General features: G+C 73.8%; 1 protein-coding gene. It reads left to right on the forward strand.

What is annotated here, in order from left to right:
• Nucleotides 1-2596, forward strand: a 2596-nt coding sequence (locus tag B0W88_RS31120) for an amino acid adenylation domain-containing protein (protein WP_144007114.1), incomplete at both ends; no start/stop codon positions are given.

Genomic DNA, 2596 nt, shown 5'->3' on the forward strand with positions numbered 1-2596 from the left:
CCGACGGATCCCAGCGCCTGCTGGCCCGCCACGAGCCGCAGCTGGAGGAGGCCGACCTCAGCCACGCCCCCGACCCGCGCCGCGCGATCCGCGAATGGGGCGCCGGCCGCATCCGCTCGGAATATGAGTTAGGGACCACGCCGCCCTGGCGCTTCGCGCTGCTGCGCGGCGGCCCGGAGCTGCACGGCGTCACCATCCTGTTCCACCACACGATCATGGACGGCTGGGGCACGACGCTGGTGCTCAAGCGCTGGGCCGAGCTCTACAACGCGCTGCGCGAAGGCCGCGAAGCGGCGCCGGCCGGCGCCAGCTACCTGCAGTTCGTCGAGGAGACGCGCAAGTACCAGGCCGGCCCCGGCTACGCGCGCGACGGCGACTACTGGCTGAAGCAGCTCGGCGATCCGCCCGAGCCGCTGATCGAGCGCCGCCACCACGGCGTGGCGCCGCAGGGGCTGCCGCCGGCCCACATCGTCAGCCATGGCATGGAACATGCGCGTTATGCGCGGCTGGGCTCCGAGGCCGCGGCGCGCGGGCTGACGCCCTTCGTCTGCTTCCTGGCCGGCCTGGCGCTGTACCTGTCGCGCAGCACTGGCAAGACCGAGCTGCTGATCGGCGTGCCCTGCCTGAACCGCCTCGGGCAGAAGTTCCGGCTGACGCCGGGCATGTTCGTCGGCGTGATGCCGCTGCGGCTGAGCCTGAAGCCGGGCATGTGCGCCGGCGACCTGCTGGCCCACGCCGCCCACCAGCTCGCCGAGGGCCTGCGCCACTCGCGCTACCCCTTGAGCGAGCTGGGCCGCCAGCTGCAGCTGATGCGCCTGGGGCGCGACAGCCTGCTGGAGGTGATGATCTCCTTCGAGCGCCAGGACTACGCGCTGAGCTATGGCGCGGCCCGGCTGACCGACCCCTACCAGCTGTTCAACGGCTGGGCCCGCTATCCGCTGGCGATCACCGTCTGCGAGTTCGCCGCCGACGATGCCGAACTGGCCCGCGACCCGGCCCTGGTGATCGAGGCCAGCGCCGCCTGCTTCAGCGCCGACGAGAGCGCGCTGCTGGCGCAGCGCCTGTGGTGGACGACGCAGCAGCTGATCGGCCCGGCCGAGCGGCGGCTCGACGACATCGCGGTCATGACGCCGGCCGAGGCCGCCGCCCTGGTGGCCGGCCTGCACAAGGACCTGGCGCAGCACCCGTCGCCGCAGAGCTTCGTCGAGCAGTTCGAGCAGCAGGCCGCGCTGCGGCCGCAGTCGGTGGCGCTGGTCTGGGACGAGGGCCAGCTGAGCTATGCCGAGCTGAACCAGCGCGCCGAGCGCCTGGCCACCGCGCTGCATGCGGCCGGCGCGGCGCCGGAGCGCATCGTCGCCACCGCGCTGCCGCGTTCGCCGGAGCTGGTGGTGGCGCTGCTGGCCATCGCCAAGTCGGGCGCCGCCTTCCTGCCGATGAATCCCGAAGCGCCGCCCAGCCGGCTGCGCGAGATCCTCAACGACAGCGGCGCGATGGCGCTGATGCTGCCGCAAGTCACCGACTCGGCACTTACCGAACTGCATCCGCTGGTCCTGCGCGTCAGGCCCGTGCTCGGCGCCGAGCCGGCCGGGCCGGCGCTGCCCACGCTCGCGCCTGCCTGGCGCCGCGCCGCGCCGCAGGAGCTGGCCTATGTGCTCTACACCTCCGGCTCCACCGGCGGCGCCAAGGGCGTGCTGATGCCGCATGCCAGCCTCTCGCGCCGGCTCTCCTGGCTGGCCCGCCACTGGGGCATCGACTCGCGCGACCGCGCCGCGCAGACCACGCAGCCGAGCTTCGACCCCGCGCTGATCGAGCTGCTGCTGCCGCTCACCGTCGGCGCCAGCGTGGCGCTGCCGCCGCCGGGTCGGCTGCATCCGCGCCGCCTGGCCGAGTTCATCCTGCGCCACGGTGCCACCTTCTGCGCGCTGGTGCCGTCGACGCTGGCCGGCCTGCTCAGCGGGCTGCACGGCCGCGAGGGCCTGAAGCTGCGCGTGGCCTGCTGCGGCGGCGAGGTGCTGCCGGCCGAGCTGGCCAACCGCTTCATCAGCGAGACCGGCGCACGGCTGTACAACGTCTACGGCCCCACCGAGGCGGCCATCTTCGCCACCGCCTGGCCCTGCGTCACCAGCCCGGCCGACACCGCGCTGCCGCTGGGCCGGCCGATCGACGACACCCGCATCTACGTGCTCGACGCCGCGTATCGACCGCTGCCCTTCGGCGTGGCCGGCGAGGTCTGGATCGGCGGCGGCGGCCTGGCGCGCGGCTACCTGGGCCGGCCCGAGCTGGACCGCGAGGCCTTCGTCGGCGATCCCTTCGTGCCCGGCGGCCGCATGTACCGCACCGGCGACCGCGGCTGGCTCGATCCGCACGGCCAGCTCCACTTCGCCGGCCGGGCCGACCGCCAGATCAAGCTGCGCGGCTACCGCATTGAGCCCGGCGACATCGAGCTGGCCTGCCTGGCCCTGCCCGGCGTCGAGCAGGCCTACGTGGAGAAGATCGAGCGCAACGGTTCGCCGCGCCTGCATGCGTGGATCGGCGGCAGCAGCACGCAGACCAGCGCCACGCTGCTGGCCGCGCTGCGCGAGCGCCTGCCCGACTA

Origin of the sequence: Pelomonas sp. KK5 (genome assembly GCF_001984095.1) — a bacterium.
Classification (GTDB): Bacteria; Pseudomonadota; Gammaproteobacteria; order Burkholderiales; family Burkholderiaceae_C; genus KK5.